The sequence below is a fragment of the Candidatus Effluviviaceae Genus V sp. genome, assembly GCA_014728125.1.
Taxonomy (GTDB): domain Bacteria; phylum Joyebacterota; class Joyebacteria; order Joyebacterales; family Joyebacteraceae; genus WJMD01.
The window spans coordinates 1-18,153 of the sequence record WJMD01000063.1 but is presented as its reverse complement, the minus strand read 5'-3'; the positions used below and the strand labels follow the sequence as shown (position 1 = coordinate 18,153).

20 protein-coding genes are annotated in these 18,153 nt (G+C 66.3%); 7 read left to right on the top strand and 13 right to left on the bottom strand.

Annotation, left to right across the window (positions count from 1 at the left end; genetic code table 11):
• The first annotated feature begins 145 nt into the window (after window positions 1-145).
• From GF405_03655 to GF405_03645, 3 genes are all read left to right on the top strand, one after another.
• Window positions 146-856, top strand: a complete 711-nt coding sequence (locus tag GF405_03655) for a hypothetical protein (protein MBD3367259.1) — start codon at window positions 146-148, stop codon at window positions 854-856.
• A 103-nt stretch (window positions 857-959) separates the two neighbouring features.
• A complete protein-coding gene (locus GF405_03650; protein ID MBD3367258.1) occupies window positions 960-1,592 on the top strand; it encodes a hypothetical protein in 633 nt (210 codons plus the stop codon).
• Between the two features lie 14 nt (window positions 1,593-1,606).
• The gene (locus GF405_03645; protein ID MBD3367257.1) at window positions 1,607-2,554 is read left to right on the top strand and encodes a CPBP family intramembrane metalloprotease; all 948 of its coding nucleotides are present in this window, start codon (window positions 1,607-1,609) and stop codon (window positions 2,552-2,554) included.
• 51 nt (window positions 2,555-2,605) lie between these two features.
• Here GF405_03645 and GF405_03640 read toward each other — a convergent pair whose 3' ends face one another.
• Window positions 2,606-3,220, bottom strand: a complete 615-nt coding sequence (locus GF405_03640; protein ID MBD3367256.1) for a hypothetical protein — start codon at window positions 3,218-3,220, stop codon at window positions 2,606-2,608.
• A 27-nt stretch (window positions 3,221-3,247) separates the two neighbouring features.
• The gene (locus tag GF405_03635) at window positions 3,248-3,649 is read right to left on the bottom strand and encodes a YjbQ family protein (protein MBD3367255.1); all 402 of its coding nucleotides are present in this window, start codon (window positions 3,647-3,649) and stop codon (window positions 3,248-3,250) included.
• Window positions 3,650-3,876: 227 nt separating this feature from the next.
• Here GF405_03635 and GF405_03630 point away from each other — a divergent pair, with 227 nt between their 5' ends.
• The 3 genes from GF405_03630 (at window position 3,877) to GF405_03620 (ending at window position 5,601) form a co-directional block, all read left to right on the top strand.
• Entirely contained in the window at window positions 3,877-4,425 is a 549-nt protein-coding gene (locus GF405_03630) for a LemA family protein (GenBank protein ID MBD3367254.1), read from the top strand.
• Between the two features lie 90 nt (window positions 4,426-4,515).
• Window positions 4,516-4,677: a hypothetical protein gene (locus GF405_03625; protein MBD3367253.1), complete on the top strand. Its 162-nt coding sequence runs from the start codon at window positions 4,516-4,518 to the stop codon at window positions 4,675-4,677.
• A gap of 39 nt (window positions 4,678-4,716) precedes the next feature.
• Window positions 4,717-5,601, top strand: a complete 885-nt coding sequence (locus tag GF405_03620) for a M48 family metalloprotease (protein MBD3367252.1) — start codon at window positions 4,717-4,719, stop codon at window positions 5,599-5,601.
• A 142-nt stretch (window positions 5,602-5,743) separates the two neighbouring features.
• On the opposite strand, the gene GF405_03615 is transcribed toward GF405_03620, so the two are convergent.
• The 5 genes from GF405_03615 to GF405_03595 form a co-directional block, all read right to left on the bottom strand.
• On the bottom strand, window positions 5,744-6,373 hold the full coding sequence (locus tag GF405_03615; protein ID MBD3367251.1) for a hypothetical protein: 630 nt from the start codon (window positions 6,371-6,373) through the stop codon (window positions 5,744-5,746).
• 215 nt (window positions 6,374-6,588) lie between these two features.
• Window positions 6,589-8,313 carry a DNA polymerase/3'-5' exonuclease PolX gene (gene polX / locus GF405_03610; protein ID MBD3367250.1) on the bottom strand — a complete coding sequence of 575 codons (1,725 nt, stop codon included), beginning with the start codon at window positions 8,311-8,313 and terminating at the stop codon, window positions 6,589-6,591.
• Window positions 8,314-8,325: 12 nt separating this feature from the next.
• Window positions 8,326-9,708, bottom strand: a complete 1,383-nt coding sequence (locus GF405_03605) for an RNA-splicing ligase RtcB (GenBank protein ID MBD3367249.1) — start codon at window positions 9,706-9,708, stop codon at window positions 8,326-8,328.
• A gap of 104 nt (window positions 9,709-9,812) precedes the next feature.
• Window positions 9,813-10,244 (bottom strand): archease, encoded by a 432-nt coding sequence (locus GF405_03600; GenBank protein MBD3367248.1) that lies wholly within the window; start codon window positions 10,242-10,244, stop codon window positions 9,813-9,815.
• A gap of 12 nt (window positions 10,245-10,256) precedes the next feature.
• Window positions 10,257-12,152, bottom strand: a complete 1,896-nt coding sequence (locus GF405_03595) for a DUF2207 domain-containing protein (GenBank protein MBD3367247.1) — start codon at window positions 12,150-12,152, stop codon at window positions 10,257-10,259.
• A 168-nt stretch (window positions 12,153-12,320) separates the two neighbouring features.
• Between GF405_03595 and GF405_03590 the strand changes: the two genes are divergently transcribed.
• Window positions 12,321-13,208 (top strand): hypothetical protein, encoded by an 888-nt coding sequence (locus tag GF405_03590; GenBank protein ID MBD3367246.1) that lies wholly within the window; start codon window positions 12,321-12,323, stop codon window positions 13,206-13,208.
• 95 nt (window positions 13,209-13,303) lie between these two features.
• On the opposite strand, the gene GF405_03585 is transcribed toward GF405_03590, so the two are convergent.
• The 6 genes from GF405_03585 to GF405_03560 all read right to left on the bottom strand — a co-directional run.
• Window positions 13,304-14,662, bottom strand: coding sequence for a hypothetical protein (locus GF405_03585; protein MBD3367245.1), 1,359 nt, complete (start codon window positions 14,660-14,662; stop codon window positions 13,304-13,306).
• Window positions 14,655-16,025: a hypothetical protein gene (locus GF405_03580; GenBank protein ID MBD3367244.1), complete on the bottom strand. Its 1,371-nt coding sequence runs from the start codon at window positions 16,023-16,025 to the stop codon at window positions 14,655-14,657. The genes GF405_03585 and GF405_03580 overlap by 8 nt, the downstream gene beginning before the upstream one ends.
• A gap of 15 nt (window positions 16,026-16,040) precedes the next feature.
• On the bottom strand, window positions 16,041-16,472 hold the full coding sequence (locus GF405_03575) for an OsmC family peroxiredoxin (GenBank protein ID MBD3367243.1): 432 nt from the start codon (window positions 16,470-16,472) through the stop codon (window positions 16,041-16,043).
• A 76-nt stretch (window positions 16,473-16,548) separates the two neighbouring features.
• Window positions 16,549-17,271: an outer membrane beta-barrel protein gene (locus GF405_03570; protein MBD3367242.1), complete on the bottom strand. Its 723-nt coding sequence runs from the start codon at window positions 17,269-17,271 to the stop codon at window positions 16,549-16,551.
• Window positions 17,231-17,569, bottom strand: a complete 339-nt coding sequence (locus GF405_03565) for a divalent cation tolerance protein CutA (GenBank protein MBD3367241.1) — start codon at window positions 17,567-17,569, stop codon at window positions 17,231-17,233. The genes GF405_03570 and GF405_03565 overlap by 41 nt, the downstream gene beginning before the upstream one ends.
• A gap of 277 nt (window positions 17,570-17,846) precedes the next feature.
• Window positions 17,847-18,153: FtsX-like permease family protein (locus tag GF405_03560; protein MBD3367240.1), on the bottom strand; the 307-nt coding region annotated here is incomplete at its 5' end.

The window sequence follows — 18,153 nt, the reverse complement described above, 5'->3', positions numbered from 1 at the left end:
TCCGCATCGACCAGGATGATACGGGCCCCGACGGCGAGACGCTCTACGAGATCGTCCGCTGGGAGGACCTGGCCGCCAGTTCAGGGCGCACTGAGGAAACCACGTGGGGCACGCTCAAGGCCATGTACCGCTGAGTGGAGGGACCGTGAGACGAAGAACGTGCACGCTCCTGGCCGCCCTGGCCGCGGCCGCTCTCCTTGCCGGCTGCAGCAGCACATCCACGGGCCCCGGTGAGGCTGAGGGCGAGCAGGAGAGAACGTCCCCCGGGCTGGTCGTGCAGCAGCTCGCGACGGCCTACGAGGACATGGACTTCGAGCGGTTCGCCGACTGCCTCGCGGACAGCTTTGCATTTCATCTCTCGGCCTCGGCTTGTGACGACGACTCCATCATTCCGGACGCTTGGTCTCGGAGCATGGAGGATACGGTCCACCGCAGGATGTTCCGCGGCTTCGAGTTCGACCAGGGCGATACCGTTCTTCAGATGCGCGTCACGCTGGTGATGATCGACTCGACCTATTCCGCCGGCGACGACACGCTGAACACCGGGGACGACCGCTGGGTCCTCAGCATGAGCGCCGATGTCATGGCGTTCTGCACAAACGACCTTCAGTACTGGGCCGACTGCGACCAGCGCTTCACGCTGGCCATCGACCCCGGCGAGACAGGGACGGAAGGCGAGCCCCTCTACGAGATCATCGAGTGGGAGGACATCGACCCCTGGAAACACGGAGACGACAACGGGACCGTCTGTGGCGGCTCCGCCGGAAGCCATGTTCTGCCTCATGAGGGCAGGAAAGGAGTCCGGGTCGAGAACGCCAGCTGGAGCCACCTCAAACTTCTCTTTGCTGACCTGTAGCAGAGGATTCAACGAGTGATGCGAGGCCGGCGCGTGCGCCGGCCTCGTTCTTCGTGTATGATGGTCGCCACGGGATGCGGCGTCGACAGGACGGGAGGTTGCGATGCGAAGAGCTCCACTCCGGTTGGCGGCTCTCATCGTCGGGCTGGCCCTCGCAGCGGGGTGCTCGAGCTCGTCGACGGGACCGGGAGAAGACGACGACTACCCAAGCCGGGGGACGCCCGAGGGCGTCCTGGCGAAGCTCGTCATGGCTTACGAGGCGGAGGACGCCGACGCATTCGTCGACTGCCTCTCGGAGAGCTTCGTCTTCTTCCTCAACGAGGACGAGTGCATCGGGAACCCGGACCTCCCGAACTCATGGGACCGCGCCACGGAGGAGCAGATCCACCGCGCGATGTTCGGCGACGCCGCGGGCGTCGACTCCGTCGACCTGTCGCTCACGACCTTCGGGACGCCCGGCGAGATCCCGGGGCCGGAGCCGGGCGACCCCTCGGGCTGGCAGTACGACGAGGACGTTGAGCTCCTCGTGCACGTCTCCGGCGGGACGACGGCCGTCTACACGACGACCGTCGGGGCTCGATTCTCGCTCCAGGTCGACCCCGTCGCGCTCGTCGCGACCGGCGACACGCTGTGGGAGATCCGGCAGTGGGAGGACGTCGACCCGTTCATGCCGCCGGCCGGCCGTCTGTCGATCTCCTGGGGCAGTCTGAAGAACATCTTCCGCGAACAGGACTGACGGAGGCATCAGCAGTGCGTTCCCACTCGACGATCAACCCGTACGTGAGGGTCATCCTCTTCGTCGTCGGCTACTTCGCCGTGGCGATCGCGCTCTCGGTCGCCGTCGCCATCGGTGCGGGGCTTTTGATCGGGCTCGGCGTCATCCCGGAACCGGACATCCAGATGACGTCCCCGACGATGTCGATCGACGAGATCCTCGAGATGATCGCGCCGTGGCTCCTGCCGATCGCGATCGGTACGGGGCTCTTCAGCATCCTCTACACGTGGCTCTTCCTCCGGGTCTTCGACAAGCGGCCGCTCACGGACCTCGGGATCTCGTGGCGACCGGGCGCGGGCGCCGACTTCGCGAGGGGGTGCGCGCTCGCCTTCGTCATCCTCACGATCATCTTCGTGTTCTCGTGGACGACGGGCGGCATCAGGGTGGAGGGGTTCGCGCGACCCGCGCCGGACGGGACGCCGGTCGCGGCGTATCTGCTGGGTGCTGTCGTGGCGTTTCTCGCCGTCGGCCTCTACGAGGAGCTGATGTTCCGGGGATACGTGCTGCAGGCGATCGAGGACCGCGGCAGCAAGGTGGCCGCGATCATCATCTCGAGTCTCGTCTTCGCTCTGCTCCACTCGGCCAACCCGGGCGCCGATCCCATGGGGATACTCAACACGGCGCTCATCGGCGCCCTGCTCGCCGCGGTCTACCTGAGGACCCGGACGCTCTGGATGCCGATCGGCTTTCACTTCGCGTGGAACTTCCTGCTGGGCTACGTCTACTCACTGCCGGTGAGCGGGCTGCCGATCCACGGGATGCTCGAGATCACGGAGCTCGAGTCCGAGTCGCGCCTGACCGGCGGATCCTACGGTCCCGAGGCGGGGCTTCTTACGACCGTCGCCATCGGTGTATGGGCGGCGTGGCTTATCTGGCGCCACACGAAGCGACGCGCCCCCCGCGACGAGCGGGAGGCGCGCTGACGATCTCCAAGGGCCCCCTCGACGGCGCTTCCGCGCCGTCGGTGAGCCGTCCTATTCGACGAGCTCCACGATTCCCGCGCAGTCGATCATACCGGCGAGCGTCCGCACGTGGTCCTCATCGGCGTAACCATCGCCCTCGACCGCGATCAGGGTCGACCGCCCGGCGAGGATGTTGATCGATGCCTCATCGTTCTCCTCGCTGAACTCCTCGATCGCATCGTTCCCGCAGATCTCCGACTTCTTCATCTCCCCGCCCGACATGGCGGCCATCATCGGGTTCGACACGAACGCCTGAAGCGCCCCGATGAGCGGCGAGTTGGCCGCGATCGAGACCTCGATCGACGAGCCGCCCGGCGGGTAGTAGGTCCGCGACACCATCAGGTTCGCGAAGAAGCCCATTCCGAAGGCGCTCGCGTCCATGCCCTCGGGATCGTCCACCGTCCACCCCGAGGGTGCCTCCGGCAGCTGAGCCTGGATGAGTTCGATGAGGATCCTGTGAACCCCGACGAGCGCATTCTGGAGTTCGGTGCTCGCGTCCTTGTAGTTCTCGGCGGCGTACGCCTCCTCCGCCTTCGCGATGGCCTCCGTCACCTCGTCCGCCTCGGCCGCCGCGTTCAACGACAGAAGCGCGACGAGGACGGTGACAACGATACTGAAACGCCGCATGGTCCCTCCTCCCTCGACCCTGTCCCGCTATCCCTCGCGCAGGACGCCGACATGTACCGTGCGTGTTCTCGGTCCGTCGAACTCGCAGAAAAAGACGCCCTGCCACGTGCCGAGGACGAGGTCGCCGTCTTCGACGAGAAGCGTCTCGGAACACCCGACGATGCTCGACTTGATGTGTCCGTCAGAGTTCCCCTCGGCGTGGCGGTAGGGGCCGGAGTGCGGCACGATGCGTGAGAGAGCGGCGTCGATGTCGGCGGCGACATCGGGGTCGGCGCTCTCGTTGATCGTGACCGCCGCGGTGGTGTGCGGAACGTAGACGAGCACCGCGCCGTTCGTGACACCGAGCTCGCGCACGGCCTCGCGCACCTCGGTCGTCACGTTGACGAACGAGGTCCTCCCCGGCGTTCGCACGCTGAACGTCGCAGCCATCGCTCCTCCCTGGTGGATTCCCTCGGAGAAATGTGGACCGAGGAATCGTATATCCGGCGGGTGAGGCGCGTCAAGAGCCCCAGGAGACCGTTGACTGCGGCGGCCGGGCGGGACATTATATAGCGTGATCTTGAGCTCCAGCGCGGCGGGGCCCAGGGTGTTGCCACTGTCGGAGGGCTGAGGGACCGGCCGGGCCGGACTCGAGGCAGGTGAAGGGAGATATCAAGATGCTCATACTCGTTGCGATCATCGTTGTCGTCGTCGGCTTCCTGATCATGACATACAACCGCCTCGTCGTTCTCAGGAACCGCATCGAGAACGCGTGGTCCCAGATCGACGTCCAGCTCAAGCGGCGCGCTGACCTGATCCCGAACCTCGTCGAGACGGTCAAGGGCTACGCCGCTCATGAGAAGGAAGTCTTCCAACGCGTCACGGAGGCCCGCTCGGCGCTCATGCACGCCGAGGGCGTCCGAGACCAGGCCGAGGCGAACAACATGCTGACCGGCGCGCTGAAGTCGCTCTTCGCCGTCGCGGAGAACTACCCCGAGCTCAAGGCGAACCAGAACTTCATGATGCTGCAGGAGGAGCTCTCGGGGACGGAGAGCAAGATCGCCTACGCCAGGCAGTTCTACAACGATTCGGTGCTGACGTACGACAACATGAGAGAGAAGTTCCCCTCCAACATCGTCGCGAACATGTTCGGTTTCGCCGAGCGGGAGTACTTCGCCGTGGAGGAGAGCGAGCGAGGTCCCGTCAGCGTCGACTTCTCGTCCTAGATCGACCGTGCGACTGACGCCGTCCCGGTCGACCGAACGACCGCCGGGCCGGGACTCGAAGCAGAGCGGACGTCAGACTCGGAGGCAACCATGCTCCTCGCAGTCAGGATCATTCTCGCGATCGTCTACTTCCTCGCCGGCCTGGCGCTCTTCTGGGGGCGCAGGCGGCTCGTCGAGGAGGGCCGTCCACCAAACCTCGTCGTCCCGGCCGTTCTCCTGCTGCTGGCCGGACTCACGACGCTCATCCGGTAGGTCGCCCGGGACACGCAACACGATGCCTGGAATCCAGCGATGTGGGATCAGATATCGAGCAACAGGATCCGGTCGGGGATCATCGTCGCGGTCTTCGTCGCGTTCGTGGTCTTTCTCGGCTGGATCTTCGGACGGACGACCGTCTGGGGACACTGGGGCACGGCGCTCGCCGCGGTCATCGCCGGCGCCGCCGCCATCGGCAGCTACTACCACAGCGACAAGCTGGTCCTCGCCATCAGCAAGGCCCGTCCCGCTGAGAAGTCCGAGTTCCCCTTCCTCTACAACACGGTCGAGGGACTGGCCATCGCGGCCGGTCTCCCGATGCCGCGCGTGTACGTCATCGAGGACGACGCGCCGAACGCGTTCGCGACCGGGCGCGATCCGGAGCACGCTGTCATCGCCGTGACCACCGGGCTTCTCGAGAAGCTGAACAGGGTAGAGCTCGAGGGCGTCATCGCGCACGAGATGTCGCACGTCGCCGACTACGACACGCTGCTCATGACGATCACCGCCGTGCTGGTCGGAGTCGTCGCCCTCGTGAGCGACTGGATGCTCCGGAGCTTCATCTTCGGAGGGAGACGGCGCAGGAACACGGGCGGGCAGGCGGGCGCGATCATCATGCTCGTCGCCGTCGTTCTGGCGATCCTCTCCCCGATCATCGCGCAGCTCATGCGGCTCGCGCTGTCGAGGCGCCGCGAGTTCCTCGCCGACGCCAACGGCGCCAGGCTGACCCGGTACCCGGAGGGCCTGGCCAGCGCGCTCGAGAAGATCGCCCTCGACCCGAAGCCGCTCGAGGCCGCGAACAAGGCGACGGCGCACCTCTACATCGTCAACCCGCTCCGCGAGCACAAGAACGCGCTCAACAACCTCTTCTCGACCCATCCGCCACCGCAGAAGCGGATCGAGCTGCTGCGGTCGATGTAGCGGGAAGGTCCTGTGACGCGGCGTGCAGCCCGCGAACGTCTCCCGGCACGGGAGCGCGAGGCGGGAGATACGAAGAGGAACGGGGGAGTTCCCTGCGTGGGAACTCCCCCGTTTGTTTGCCTGTATGTCGGGTCGTCTCCGTCTACCGGTAGAGCGACTTGATGGTGCCCCAGCTGTGGGCCTCGACGGGCGACCACATGTTGCAGTCGGGCAGCGGGCCTGTGTAGTCACACTCGATGCAGTAGTCGCCGGCCCGGATGAGAATGGCCCCGTAGTAGTCGTAGACGGGAAGCGGCGCACCGTACGACACGAACTGGAACTCGCCGGTGTCGGCGGTCAGGGGTTCGCAGTCGGGCGTGTCGCCGTCGTTGAGCCACGCGATGTGGATCATGGGCACCCAGCAGTCGGGATCCTCGAGCGCGATCCTGCCGACCCAGTTGATCTCCTCACACGGCGCTCCGGTCACATCGAGGCAGCCCTCGGCCGCCAACGACGTTCCGAGCCCCGGCTGGACGTACTTGGCCTGGATCGGGATGTCCGGATCGTAGTACTCGCAGTCAACGAGGTTCTCGAGCGTGAGGACGACCCGCTCCGGCACCACCACCCCGGCGAAATCCCACTCGAGCGTGATCGTGTAGGTGAACGACCCGTTGTCGTTCTCAACCGCCACTCCCGTCGCGCCGCAGGCCGTCGCCGCCTGAAGCGGTCCGACCATGCATGCGCCAAGCAGGATGGCTGTGATTCCTGTGACAAGCACTTTCATCGTCTTCACGCGGTACCGTCCCTTCATGCCTTGTCCGGATATGTGATAGCTGATTGTACTGTCCCTTTCTACTCCAATGCTAGCACAATCGCCCCGGTACGTCAAGGGTTAGTCCGAAGCGCATGGCCGGGAACGGTTCATATGCCAGATGTGTGCCACAGCAAGGGCATCTCCAGGGCGTCCTCCCCGGACGCCGCACGACGGTCCTGGTCTGTCCTGGGGAGTCAGGCGGACGCTCGGCCGTCCGACAGCCGCTTCAGGAGTTTCGCCGGTGTGAGCGTGTTCAGGACGTCCCCGGACTCGACCCAGCCCCGACGGGCGGTCGCGACACCGAGTTCGATCGACCAGAGCTGGTCCGTGTTGTGTGCATCCGTGTTGATGACGAGGGACGCGCCCATCTGCACGGCCCGCCGCGCGTTGACGTCGTTGAGGTCCAGACGCTCGTGATGCGCGTTGATCTCGAGCGCCGTTCCTGTCTCGGCCGCGGCGGCCATCACGCGTTCGAGGTCGACGGCGTACGGCTCACGGTGCTCGAGCAGCCTGCCGGTCGGGTGCGCGATGATGTCGACGTGGGGGTTCCCGCACGCCGCCACCATCCGCTTCGTGATCCTGTCCTCGGGTTGCCGGAAGCCGCTGTGGATCGAAGCGACCACGACGTCGAGGCGCGCGAGTTCCTCGTCCGGGAAGTCGATCGTCCCGTCGGAGAGGATGTCGACCTCGGTGCCGGCGAGCACCCTGATCCCCTTGACGGAGCGGTTGACCCTCTCGATCTCCTTCCTCTGCTTCCGGAGGCGCTCGACCGACAGCCCGTTCGCCACGCCCAGCGAATGGCTGTGGTCCGTGATGGCCACGTAGGAGTACCCGCGTGACTTCGCCGCCCGGGCGACCGTCTCGATGCCGGCGAGTCCGTCGCTCCAGTCGGAGTGAACGTGGAGGTCGCCCCGAAGGACGTCGACTGTCAGGAGGTCGGGAAGCTCCCCCTCCGCCGCGGCCTCGATCTCGCCGCGGTCCTCCCTGAGCTCCGGCGGGATGTACGCGAGTCCCAGCTTGTGGTAGACGGCCTCCTCCGTGCGGCCTGCCAGCTTCCGGCCGCCCTTCGTGAGGCCGTACTCATTCAGTCTGGCGCCGCGCTCCTGCGCGAGACCTCTCAGATGCACGTTGTGGTCCCTGGAACCCGTGAAGTAGAGAAGCGCCGCACCGTAGGACGCCGGCTCGACGACGCGGAGGTCGACCTGCAGCGCTCCCTCGACGCGCGCGCTCGCCTTCGTCTCACCGGAGGCGAGAACCTCCTCGACGCAGGAGAGCTCCGTGAACGCTTCGATGACCTCCCCGGGGCGGTTGCTCGCCGCCAGCACATCGATGTCGCCGATCGTCTCCCGTCTCCGCCGGACCGACCCCGCCAGGTCCGCCGCGAGCACGGCGTCGTGCCCTCGAAGATCCGTGAGTATGGCCTCGGCCGTGGGGAGGATCGAACCGAGGGTCGACCTTCCCGAACGCGACGCATAGGCCCTGAGGCCCGCGGCGATGTTCTCGGCCTTCTTCGCGCCCATGCCGGGCAGAGTTGGAATCGAGCCGCGCCTGAGCTCCCGGCGCAGTCCCTTGACCGAACGGACGTCGAGCTCGCGCCAGAGGAGGCCGATCGTCTTGGGGCCGAGACCGGGGATCGCGAGAAGCTCGAGCAGCCCCTCGGGCACGCCCTTCATCTCTTGATCGTACGCGGAGACCGCTCCCGTCTCGAGATACTCCTCGATCTTGGCCGCCGTCCCCTTCCCGACGCCCGCGAGCTCCGTCAGCCGTCCCTCCTCGGCGACGGCCGCGATGTCCTCCGGGAGGTCGCTCAGGACGCGGGCGGCGCGCCGGTAGGCATTCACGCGGAAGGGCTCGCCCCCCTTGATCTCGATGACGTCGGCCAGATGCTCGAAGATGCCGGCGATCTCCAGGTTCTTCACGACATGCCCCCGCTACCCCTTCACCACACCGATGGGCTTGAGCCGGGCGACCTTGACGGCCAGCCCCGCCCGCTCGACGACGTCGACGACGTCGGCGACGTCCTTGTAGGCGTGCGGCATCTCCTCCGCGAGCGTGCGCTTCCCCGTCGCGCGGACCGTCACGCCCATCCGTGCCAGCTCCTCCTCGAGATTCCGGCCCGAGGTCTTTCTCGCTTTCGAACGTGAGAGCACGCGCCCCGCGCCGTGACAGGTGCTCCCGAACGTCTCTCTGTACGCGGTCTCGGTACCGGCGCAGACGAACGAATGGCGACCCATGTCCCCGGGGATCAGCACGGGTTGACCGATGTCGCGGAACGCGCTCGGAACGGCGTCGTGACCAGGCGGGAACGCCCGCGTCGCGCCCTTCCTGTGCACGCAGAGTGTGCGCTTCTCACCGTCGACGACGTGCCGTTCGAGCTTCGCGATGTTGTGACATACGTCGTAGAGCAGGGTGAGACCCAGGTCCTCGGGAGACGCTCCCATCTCGGATGCCACGGCGCGCATGGCCAGCACCATCATCACCTGGCGATTGGCCCACGCGTAGTTCGCGGCGCACGCCATCGCGCTGAGATACCGGCCGCCCTCGGGCGACTCGACCGGCGCGCAGGCGAGCTGCCGGTCCGGCAGTTCGATGCCGTACTGCGAGACCGCCCGCTGCATGACCTCCAGCGAGTCGTCGCAGACCTGATACCCGAACCCGCGTGACCCGGAGTGCACCATGAGCGTCACGCTGTCGGGCTCGAGACCGAAGCGCTGTGCCGCGGACTGCTCGTAGATCTCGTCGACAACGCCGATCTCAAGGAAGTGGTTCCCAGACCCCAGCGTGCCGACCTGGTCGAGGCCGCGCTTCACCGCCCGGTCGCTGAGCGTCGAGGGATCGGCGCCGGGGAGTCGCCCCCGCTCCTCCGTGCGCTCGAGGTCCTGCTCCGTTCCGTAGCCGCGCGCCACGGCCCACGCGGCTCCCTCGGCGGCGACGCGCTCGAGCTCCCGCCGGGAGAGCTTCCCGATGGCGCCGCTCGACCCGACGCCAGAAGGCACATCCCGGAACAGCCTGTCGACCAGCTCGCCGATGCGCTCCCTGACCTCCGGCGCGTGCATCGTCGAGGTCACAAGTCGGACGCCGCAGTTGATGTCGTACCCGACGCCCCCCGGTGAGACGACGCCGCCCTCTGCCGGGTCGGTCGCTGCGACGCCGCCGATCGGAAAGCCGTAGCCCCAGTGAATGTCGGGCATGGCCATCGACCGGCCGACGATGCCGGGCAGATGCGCGACGTTCGCGACCTGCTGCGGGCTCCGCTCGGTGCGGATGTGGCGCATGAGGCGTTCGTCCGCGTAGATGAGCCCGGGTACCCGCATCCGACCGGTGCGTGGGATCTCCCACGAGGAGTCGTCACGTTGTCTGAGGCCCACATCTGAAGACGTCACGTCTCCCCCTCTCACGTGTTGGCCCTGGGCGGCCGCTAGGTATCGAAGATGATGCGGACCCTCCACCGTCCCCCGCGTTCGCTGAGTTCGAGATCGTGATATGTGGCGGCCTTGATCTCGGACCGGAGGGTGTGACGTGCGGGGTCGATCGGCTCGCCGGTCACGGAGGCGGCGATCTCCCGCGCACCGAGGCTCGTGACCGTGACCGCACCGACAGCGAAGCGGTCGGCCTCGTAGAGGTAGAGAAGCTCCGTCAACCAGCGAATCAGCAGGTTCTCCCGGTCACCCGTCGTCCCGGTCGCGCGGATGGTGCGGACCTCGCGCGGACGCACGCCGTCGAGTTCGACCATGAGATCGAACATGGCCAGGGCGGCGGCCTCGAAGGCTCCGGTCTCTGACGTCGCCTCGAGTTCAAAGCCGACGTCGGCCGTGTGCTCCAGCTCGCGGTACTCGGGCGGTCCTTCCACGGGTGACTCCGATCAGCCGGCGCCGCCGCCGCCACCGCCGCCGCCACCACCACCGCCGCCGGTGCCTCCGCCGCCAGTACCGCTCGCGGTGCTCATCGCGCTTCCGGCGACAGCGACCATGCCGGACATGCCCTCGGCGAGGCCGGTCAACCCACCGCCGAGATCACCGGCGCCCCGGCCGGCCGCGGCCGCGTACCAACCCGCCGCGAACGTCCTGCCGGCGGCCCGCTCCATGTCTGGCAGATACTGATCGAGCTGCTTGAGGACCTCCTTGGCGACCCCGAACGACACGGCGTAGACGAGGAAGTGTTCCCAGAGAACCAGCGACTGAGGTGGAGCCTCCTCGAGTCTCGAGAAGTGCTGGAGATAGCGCTTGAGCGCCCGCCATTTCTTGAACTCGAGCCCTGCCTCGGGGCTCCGCCGCTTGATGAGCGCCGAGAGCGGGATGACGACGAACCCGGCCAGCGTGGCGATGAGACCGACCGGCGACTCTGCATAGAAGGCGATCGCTCCTCCCGCCATGATGCAGAGGAAACCGACCACCATCGAGACGACCATCATCATCGAGCTCTTCTTCTCGAGCAGCCCCTCGCTCTTCGCGTGCTTGACGACCTTCTTCCGCCACTTCATGAACCACCGGTGGAACTCGGTGGAGTGCTTCTGCGCGTCCTTCTTGAATGCGTGCAGGGAGAGCTCGTTCCCTTCGGCCGCCGTCGACGAGAAGAGAAAGACGACAAGCCCCTTCTCGTAATCGTTGAGCTCGACGAGGTCCTGCTTCTTCCACTCGATGACGTAGTCGAACTCGGGCGTGCCGCCGAGCTTCTCGAGGAAGCTCCTGTCTGTCTGCTGTTCCTCACGGATGGCGAAGTAGCCGCGGCGCGCCAGGTCCATGATGGTCGCGACCATGTCGGCCGCGTTGACAGACCCGGAGCGCATCAGATACCCGACCTCGGCGGGCGGGCGGTCCGACGGCAGGTCGCGGAAGTACTCCCCCTGGAACCGAACCCTGTGCTCGCGGCCGTACCGCATGAAGAGCCCGGCCCAGACGAGGAGCGTCACCGCCGCTGCGGCGACCGCGAGCGGGAGCGCCAAGCGTCGACGGCGGTCGAGCTCCTCGAGAGCCTGCTGAGCACGGCGGCGTCGGGCGTTCGCTTCCTCGACCCAACGAGACTCCTCCTGGTACACCCTGTCCCAGATCTCCCCCGAGATCCGCTCCGATGCTTCGGGCACCAGCTCGGGCGGGAAGAGAACCCGCAGCTCGACGAACTGCTTCGAGGGAAGGTTGTCGACCTCGAACCGGACCGTTCTGCTGTCGACGATCTCGTACTCGCTCGTGAGGACGGCGTGCAGCCACGCCCTGACCTCGTCCTGCTCTGCTCCCTCCGGCAGGTGGATCGTCCCCGTGACGCGCCGCGTCGGTACGTGCCAGTTCCCGGCGATGAACTTCCAGTAGAGCTGAGCGTGATCGTCGAAGACCGTCACCGCGTCGTGGACGACATACGAGATGACGAAGGTCCGTCGCTCGTCCTCCGCGCGGTAGTACCACTTCGCGTAGACCGAGTCCCCTTCGTAATCATAGTCGACCCAGTACGTTCCCGGCACGCGGTCGCGGTCGATCTCCGAACCGGGGCGTCTGTCGAGCGGAGCACCGTCCTCGCTGACGACGAAGTCCGTGATCTCGACCTCGCCCCGACCGGCGAGCCGCTGCTTTTCGACCTGATAGAAGGCATAGGAGAAGTCCCCGTCGAAGGCGTAGGTGCGTTCCTCCCGGAACTCGAAGCTCCCGTCCTCGCCGACGGTCACCTCGATGTCCACCTCGGGGAACCAGTAGTCCTTGGCGCGGGACGGCGCCGAGAGGACGCAGAGGAGCGCGACGGAGAGCAGAGCGACGGCCGGCATTCTTCTCATGAAGGCCTCCTGGGCGTCCCTCCGACGAGGGCGTGAATGTGTCTCTCGTCCGACGAGTATCGGCGATACGTTACCACGTTCCGGCTCGGGGTCAAGCGGGTTGGAGCTTGAGGCTACACCCTGCACCGGGTTAGAATCGTGGTTCGGACCTCATCAGGGAAGCGTGGAATGCCAGGTGGACGGACGCCGCCCCGCGGTATGGCGGTGACCCTCAGACGCAGGCTCTGCCGCTCTGCCGCGGCGCTCGGAGCCCACCACACGATAGAGCGCCCGGCCTTCATCATAGGGTGCGGCCGGTCGGGGACGACCGTGCTCGGCAGTGCCCTGGGCCGGCACAGGGACATCGCCTACCTCAACGAACCCAGACATCTCTGGGCCGCGGCGTATCCCGAGACCGACATCTGGTCCCCGAGAGCGACCGACCACGGCGGGCGGCTTGATCTGGACCGCTCGGATACGGACCCCACGCGCTCCCGCCGCCTGCACGACCTCTTCTACTGCGAGACGAGAGCCCTGGACGCTCCGGTCCTGACGGAGAAGCTCCCGGCCAACAACTTCCGTCTGTCGTTCGTCGACGCGATCTTCCCCGACGCCAGGTACATCCACATCCTGAGGAACGGCCTCGAGGTCGCCCGGTCGATCGAACGGATGGCCGACGACGATGCCTGGTACGGCGACGGCGACTACAAGTGGGCCCGGCTCGTGGAGTACTGCAGGGCCCGCGACGACTGCAGGGAGTTGCCGGACCTCTGCTCGACCGACTTCCTCAAGGGACTCCTCGAGTGGCGCGTGTCGGTCGACGCGGCCCTCGCATTCCTCAAAGGCGTTGAGGGACGCTCCCTCGAGCTCACCTACGCCGAGCTTCTCGACGAACCGGTCGGAACGCTCGACAGGATCATCAGCTTCCTCGGCCTCGAGCCGGACGAATCGGTCAGTCGCTTCGCATCCGAGCAGATGGCGCGCCGCACTGCGAGGATCGAACCGAGACCGCTGACGCCGCCCGAGGAGAGGATCGCGGGCCAGCTTCTCCGGAGACTGGGGTACTCGAGCGACTGACGGCGCCGGGCCGAACGAAGACGCGGGGCGTCCCCTGGAGGGACGCCCCGCTGTCGTGTTCGGTTCCTGTACCTCTTCTTCGCCCGGCTGCTCCGCTACGCGCTCTTCGTCGAGATCGCAACGTCCTTCAGAACGACGTAAGGAAGCTCGTGGCTTCCGATCCCGCCGAGAAGCCCGACGCGCTTCACGTCGCTCGAGAGGGCGACGACGCGGTCCTTCAGAAGTCTGTAGACGTTGCCCGCGATCATGGCGTCCTTCACGCGCCCGACGAGCTTGCCGTTCTTCAGTCGGAAGCCGAGCGCGATGTTGCCGGAGAAGTCGCCGGCCATGAGGTTGCTCATCAGGATCCCCATGATGCTGTCGACCATGACACCGTCCTTGACACCGTCGATCAGTTCATCGAGCGGCTTCTCGCCCGCCGGGATCACCCAGTTGGTGATCTCGGGCGCCGGCGACTTGGAGAGCTGCTTGGTCTGAACGAGCCGTTTGACCCTCAAGCCGTTGCCCGTCGCGGGGTGCTCGAGACGCTCGGCCGACCTGCGGTCGGTGAAGTAGCTGACGACGCGCCCGTTCTCGACAAGCGGCGTCCTCGACATCGACGTCCCCTCGTCGTCGAACGGCGCCGAGCCGAACCCCCCGTCCATGAGTCCGTCGTCGACGATCGTGATCCGCTCGTCGAAGACCGTCTCTCCCAGCTTGTCCGACAGCGGCGATATGCCCCGCTCGACGACAGAGCCGTTCAGCCCCAGATGGAGCGTCATCAGAACGTCGATCAGAGCTCTCGGGGTCAGGATGACGGTCGTCGGTCCGGTCGAGACCGGGGCGTTGACCCGTCCCTTCTTCGTCATCTCGATGACCTCGTCGGCCATCGCGTCGTGATCGAACGACGCCGTCGACCCGGCGTGGTGCTCCCAGACGTGCAGGAGGTTCTCGCCCTCGATGAGCCTCCCCCCGACGCCGTGCTCGTAGACCGTCCTCTCAAAACTCCCTTCAAACCCCTCGGACGTCAGGACGGTGACCTTCTGAAGATCACGGGTCGTCGTCGTCTCGACGTTCATCTGCTGTTCGTAGGACTTGACCTTCTCGACGGCGCGCCCAGCCGTCTCCACCATCTCCTCGAGCGACAGTTCTCTGACGGCGGGATCGTCGATCGAGGGACTCGTGAGAGAGGCGGGACCCGCGAACGCGTGCTCGGGACTCTCGCCGAGCGCAGCCGTTGCCATCGCGTTGTCGACGAGCCGGTCGATGTCGTCGAGACGCGTCGTCGTCGCGAACCCGACGCGACCGTCGGCTACCAGGCGCAGAGCGGCTCCGGTCTCCTCGGTGGTCGAGATGTTCTTCAGTCTCGATGTCTCGAAATCGACGGAGGTCGTGAGCGACGACAGAAGGAAGACCTCCGAGCTCGTCGCACCACGCGCGGCCGCCTTCTCGATGATCTCCTTCACGCTACTCACCTCCGATCACGACGTTCCTGATGCGAATGTGCGGCGATCCGTGGCTCGTCTGCAGCGGGAACTGCCCTCCCTTGCCGCAGCCGCCCGGGCCGTCGTGCGTCGCCAGATCGTCGCCGACGGCGTCGATGTTCTTCAACGTCGAGAAGACGTTTCCGGTCAGTGTCGCGTCGCGGACCATCTCGGCGAGCTTCCCGTCCCGGATCATGTAGGCGTTCGCCGAGGAGAACGTGAACATCTCCCCGTTGGTCTGACCGCCCTGTGCGGCCACGCAGTAGACGCCGAGGTCGATGTCGGCGATCATGTCGTCGAACGACGTCGTCCCCTGATCGATGCACGTGTTGCGCATACGGCAGATGGGCGCGAACCTGTAGTCGATGGCGCGGGCGTTCCCCGTCGGGCGTTCGTCCATCTTGCCGGCGGTCTCCCTCGAGTGCAGGCGACCGACAAGTTTGCCTTCGCGGATGAGGTAGGTCCTCTCCGTCGGCACGCCCTCGTCGTCGTAGACGAGGTAGCCGCGAACCCCCTTGTCGAGCCCGGTGTCGTAGACGTTGAGGAGCTCGCCCCCGAACTCCCGCCCGAGCACCATCAGCTTCTGTAGGTCCTTGTCCTCGTACACGTTGTCTGCCTCGGAGAGATGCCCGAAGGCCTCGTGGATGAAGGTGCCTGCGAGTCTGGGGTCGAGGATGACCGTGTACTCGCCGCCCTTGACCTTCGGGGCCTCGAGCTTGTCGAGCGCGATCAGGCAGGCCTCGTCGACGTCGTCCTCGAGCCCCCGGACGACGTCGAAGTCGTCGCTTGTGCCGAACGGAGCGAAGAACATCTGCGTGTCGCCGTCCTTCACCGCGATCGGCGCCACGACGCCGCCCAGGTCGATGCGCTCCTGGTAGATCGAGGCTCCCTCGCTCGAGAGGAACCAGAACTTCCTGAAGCGGTCGAAGTACCTCGTCGCCGTGTTGACGATCCGTTCGTCGTGCGACAGGGCCCGCTCGTTGTAGGCCCGCATGATGGCGACCTTGTCCTCGAGGGTCACCTCCCTCGGATCGCTCCTGAGGTCGAGCTTCACCTCGTCGACGACCGGTTCGACCTCGGCCAGCGAGCTCTCCTCCGTCCCGACCAGCTTCGCCTGCGCGACGGCGTTCTCCGCGAACTCGTCGATGCGGTCGAGGCTGTTGAACGACGCGAACCCCCAGCCGCCCCTGACCAGCGCACGGACGTTGCCTCCGAAGTCGATCGTGCTGCCGACGTCCGACAGCTTCTTGCCCTGGAACTGCACCCGCGTCTCCTCGGTCTCCTCGAGATGGACCTCGAAGTAGTCGCACTGAGACGCGAACCGCTTGACCGTCTGCTCGAGCCTGTCCTTCATTCGCCGCTCCTCACATCAGAGCTTTTCGCCGTTGATCGTGATCGTGTGGGTAATGGTCGTGCCGGCCGAGAGTGCGGTCCCGACTGTGCAGTACTTCTCCTCGGACAGCCTGACGGCCTGCTCGACTTTCTTTGCGTCAAGGCCCTCTCCCGTGAAGCTGTACGCGATTCGGATCCCGTCGTAGCCGGTGGGTGGCTTCCCCTCCGCCTTCCCGGACTCGACGCTCAGTTCAAGGCCTTCGACGGGCTGCCGCATCTTCTTCAGGATCTCGATCGTGTCGATGCCGGTGCATCCCAGGAGCCCGATGAGGGGGAGTTCCGCCGGACGGAAGCCGTCGCCCTGACCGCCCGCGACCTCGCTCGCGTCCATCTTCATGTGCCTGCCGTCACCGTCCCAGGCCTCGAACCTGAAATCGTCGATCCACTTCGCTGTGGCGCGAAACGCCATCCGTCCTCCCTTCGCCTCGCACGACCGCGAGCGGCGGCCTGTCCCGCCGAAGCCGCCTCTGAGCGCGCCGCCGCGTCTACCACATGGGAATTCTGTAGGAGAGCCCGATCGACACGCCGAGATCGTTGCCCTCGAGCGATGAGTCGAGCTCTATGTCGTCAGTGCCGTAGAGCGCATTGCCGTAGCTCATGATCGCATATTCCGCGCGGAAGAGGAGCACCCAGCGGCGCGAGATGATGTAGTCGAGTCCGAAGGATGCGTATCCGCCGAAACCAGTCAGACGGATGAACTCCCCCGGGTCGTCGGCCCCCGGGTCCCACTCGAGTGAGTTCCTGAGTCCCCCGACGCCGATGGACGGCTGGATGGGCTCGTCGTACCTGAAGATGTATCTCACGCCGACGAACGCCTGATCGAGGTCCCAGTTGCGCTCCGGCGTGTCGCCGAGGGCTCCGACACTGTGCGTGCTCTGGAGCATACGCCCCTCGAACAGCAGGTTGTCCGAGATGGCGAAGAAGATGCCGAAGCCGAAGCCGACCCCGGTCCCGAGATCGATGTCGACGGCGTAGTCGTCGTTCAACCCGGCGCCGTTCCTGTAGCCGCCGCCTGTCGCAAAGGTGACGCGCGGCGCCTCGATCCAGATCTCGGAGCCCACGCGACCGTAGCGGTTCCCCCTGCGTGCGGCGGCCGGAGGATCCTGGGCGAATGCGGTCCCGGAGATCAGAAGAACAGCCGCGACCAGCGCGAGCACCGCGGCCGCGTCAAGCGCTTGTCTCTTCATCGATCCACTCCCCGTAGGCATCGGAGGTCTCGAGAACCGGTACGACGATCACCTCCGGCACCTCGTACGAGTGCTCCGTCTCGATGAAGAGCGTGAGCGACACTGCGAGCTCCCGCGTCGTCTTCAGAAGACAGAGCCACTCCTGGGCCTCCTCGACGGCGCCCCGCCAGTGATAGACGCTCTCGATCGGCCCGACGACCTGTCCGCACGCCGCGAGTCGCCGCCCGACGGCAGCCCGCACCAGGGCGAGCGCCTCGTCGCGGTCGTCGAACGTAGTCTGGACCTGTACGAAGTGTCCGCCGGATCGGCGTCTCTGCATGGCGACTCTCAAAGAAAGCGAACGCGAGGGACGTCACGGAAGCGGCGGCTTCGCACGAGCCGCCGCCTGACCCACACTATACCCGACGGAGACCGGAACGGCAACAGTGAGCGGCGTCGAAGAGGACCAAGACAGGGAACGGACGGCCCGCTGCGCGGAGCGGACCGCCCGCCCTGGGGAGTAGTCGGGCCGGCTCGCCGGTCACATCAAGAAGCCGTTCCGACTCTCCGACGCAGGAGGACCGCCGCACCGGCCGGGAGCCGGGCGGCGCGCACGTCTACTCGTACCGGACGGCGTCGATCGGATTGAGCATGGCCGCCTTCCGGGCCGGGTAGTACCCGAAGAAGACACCGATCGCCGCAGCGAAGCCGAACGCGATCGCCACGACACCGGGCTGCATGATGGTCGTCATGCCCACCACGTTGTTCAGGACGAGGGTGAGGACGTATGCGAGCAGGATGCCGATCGAGCCGCCGAGCAGGCTGAGCACGACGGACTCGGTCAGAAACTGGATGAGGATGTCGCTCGACCGCGCGCCGACCGCCAGGCGGATGCCGATCTCGCGCGTCCTCTCGGTGACCGAG